We start from the raw sequence: 2,788 nt of genomic DNA on the forward strand, positions 1-2,788 counted from the left end.
GCAGAGGGAGGGGAGCGCGGATGCGCTCCCCTCCCTCTCCGGCACGAATGCCCTCTGCTGGCCAGCGGCGTCCTGCTCTCCCACGGACTCGCTCCGCAGTACCATCGGCGCTCGGGGGCTTAACTTCTGGGTTCGGAATGGGACCAGGTGTGCCTCCCCTGCCATGGCCGCTGGCCGGCACAGGGCATTCATATGTCCATCCGTGCCCTGGGGGCCGCACAGCGCTCGGCAACCATCCATCCAGCATCCTCACGCTCCGGGCATCGGAGATGAAGAGCTCGGCCGATTAGTGCAGCTCGGCTGAGCGCCTCGCGGCGCTTGCACCTGCTGCCTATCTACCATGTGGTCTGCATGGGGCCTTACCAGAAGGAAGACTCATCTCGGGATGGGCTTCCCGCTTAGATGCTTTCAGCGGTTATCCCGACCGGACTCAGCTACCGGGCAGTGCCGTTGGCCGACAGCCCGCACACCGGAGGTCCGTCCACCCCGGTCCTCTCGTACTAGGGGCAGCCTCCCTCAGTCTTCCTGCGCCCACGGAGGATAGGGACCGAACTGTCTCACGACGTTCTGAACCCAGCTCGCGTACCGCTTTGAATGGCGAACAGCCATACCCTTGGGACCTGCTCCAGCCCCAGGATGCGATGAGCCGACATCGAGGTGCCAAACCTTCCCGTCGATGTGGACTCTTGGGGAAGATCAGCCTGTTATCCCCGGAGTACCTTTTATCCGTTGAGCGACGGCCATTCCACTCAGTGCCGCCGGATCGCTAGAGCCCGGTTTCCCGTCTGCTCGGCTTGTCTGCCTCGCAGTCAGGCCTGCTTATGCTCTTGCACTCATGAGGATGGTTGCCGACCATCCCGAGCAGACCTTGCGCGCGCCTCCGTTACTCTTTAGGAGGCGACCGCCCCAGTCAAACTACCCACCAGACACGGTCCCCCTCCCGGATCACGGCGAGGGGTTAGGATGCCAGAGCGCCGAGGGTGGTATTCCAAGGGCGACTCCCCAGAGGCTGGCGCCCCTGGTTCGAAGTCTCCCACCTATCCTCTACACGGCGAACCGGCAGCCAATGTCTAGCTGCAGTAAAGGTTCACGGGGTCTTTCCGTCCTTCCGCGGGTAAGTCGCATCTTCACGACTAGTGCAATTTCGCCGGGCCCATGGTCGAGACAGTGTCCAAATCGTTACGCCTTTCGTGCAGGTCGGAACTTACCCGACAAGGAATTTCGCTACCTTAGGACCGTTATAGTTACGGCCGCCGTTTACCGGGGCTTGGATTCGCTGCTTCGCTCGCGCTGACAGCTCCTCGTGACCTTCCGGCACCGGGCAGGCGTCAGACCCTATACGTCGCCTTGCGGCTTCAGCAGAGTCCTGTGTTTTTGATAAACAGTCGCTTGGACCTTTCCACTGCGGCCGCTCCAGGCTCCGGGGGCATGCCCCATCACCCGAAGCGGCACCCCTTCTCCCGAAGTTGCGGGGTGATTTTGCCGAGTTCCTTAACCATGGTTCTCCCGATCGCCTTGGTATGTTCTACCCACCCACCTGTGTCGGTCTGCGGTACGGGCCCCTCGGGGCTCCCTAGAGGCTTTTCTCGGAAGCATGGGATGACTCGCTTCGCCTTGTGGCTTCGTCAGCCGCCTCGGCCTCCCTGGAAGGCGGATTTCCCTGCCTTCCGGCCTACGCGGCCTCACGGGGACGTCCAGAACCCCGCCGAGCTGCCCTTCTCCGTCACCCCATCGGTAATAGCGCCCCTTCGGGGGTGCAGGAATGTCTGCCTGCTGTGCATCGGCTACGCCTTCCGGCCTCGCCTTAGCTCCCGACTGACCCTGGGAGGATTAGCCTTGCCCAGGAAACCTTGGGTTTGCGGCGGCGGCGTTTCCCACGCCGCTCTCGCTACTCATGCCAGCATTCTCCCTCCCGGCAGGTCCACCGGAGGTCGTCCTCCGGCTTCGCCCCTGACGGGATGCTCCCCTACCGCTGCGCCCTGTGGCGCAGCCCGCCGCTTCGGTGCCATGCTTAGCCCCGTATATTGTCGGCGCATGTCCACTCGACCAGTGAGCTGTTACGCACTCTTTGAATGGGTGGCTGCTTCTGAGCCAACATCCTGGTTGTCTGGGCAGACGCACATCCTTTGCCACTTGGCATGGACTTGGGGACCTTGGCGGGCGGTCTGGGCTGTTTCCCTCTCGAATACACGGCTTAGCCCACATATTCTGACTCCCAGGCTCTGGACCGCTGGCATTCGGAGTTTGATTGGTGTTGGTAGGCGGTGAGGCCCCCGCGACCATTCAGTGCTCTACCTCCAGCGGTAAATGCCTGGGGCTAGCCCTAAAGCTATTTCGGGGAGAACGAGATATCTCCAGGTTTGGTTAGCCTTTCACTCCTATCCACAGGTCATCCCCTCAGTTTTCAACCTAAGTGGGTTCGGCCCTCCACGGGGTCTTACCCCCGCTTCAGCCTGCCCATGGATAGATCACCTGGCTTCGCGTCTGCGGCGCGCGACTCGTGTCGCCCTGTTCGGACTCGCTGTCGCTGCGGCTGGCTCCTGTGCTTCGCCTCGCCGCGCACCGCAACTCGCTGGCTCATTCTACAAAAGGCACGCCGTCACGGATCCTGGCCGCTCCGGCTGCTTGTAGGCGCACGGTTTCAGGTACTGTTTCACTCCCCTCCCGGGGTGCTTTTCACCTTTCCCTCACGGTACTTGTCCGCTATCGGTCACAGGAGAGTGTTCAGGCTTGGAGGGTGGTCCCCCCTGCTTCCCACCGGGTTTCACGTGTCCGGCGGTACTCAGGT

At 62.3% G+C, this 2,788-nt stretch carries 2 rRNA genes; both read right to left on the reverse strand.

The annotated features are described in order from the left end of the window. Positions 1-59 precede the first annotated feature (59 nt). Positions 60-175 (reverse strand): 5S ribosomal RNA (gene rrf, locus ABVS03_RS11465). A gap of 91 nt (positions 176-266) precedes the next feature. Then, a 23S ribosomal RNA gene (locus ABVS03_RS11470) occupies positions 267-2,788 on the reverse strand; the annotation flags it as partial.

This window comes from Olsenella sp. AGMB03486, from assembly GCF_040884255.1.
In the GTDB taxonomy this organism is placed as follows: Bacteria; Actinomycetota; Coriobacteriia; order Coriobacteriales; family Atopobiaceae; genus Olsenella_L; species Olsenella_L kribbiana.